A 242-nucleotide genomic window follows, 5' to 3' on the forward strand; every position below is an offset into this window, starting at 1 on the left:
ATCTTTTGAACGGCTTGAAAATTCTTAGAAAATTCTCTAATGAGATGATAGACAGAAAAAATAATGAGTATTATTTCACCAAGAAAAAAGAAAAGGTAAGTAAATTGATTATAAGAAATTGAACGAAGCGTATGATTTGTAAATTCTGGCATACTGTTTTGTCTTAAAACAACTGAAAAATGCTTATTGCTTGAATAAGTATAAGTAATTTCTCCTTCTGTAATATTATGTGAAGACTGTTT

General features: G+C 26.9%; 1 protein-coding gene. It reads right to left on the reverse strand.

The genetic code is table 11. The features are described 5' to 3' along the window. A partial coding sequence (locus FDW96_RS25205) for a hypothetical protein (protein WP_212732864.1) occupies positions 1–242 on the reverse strand: 242 nt, incomplete at both ends.

Source organism: Citrobacter sp. TBCS-15 (assembly GCF_005280815.1).
GTDB classification, from domain to species: domain Bacteria; phylum Pseudomonadota; class Gammaproteobacteria; order Enterobacterales; family Enterobacteriaceae; genus Citrobacter; species Citrobacter werkmanii.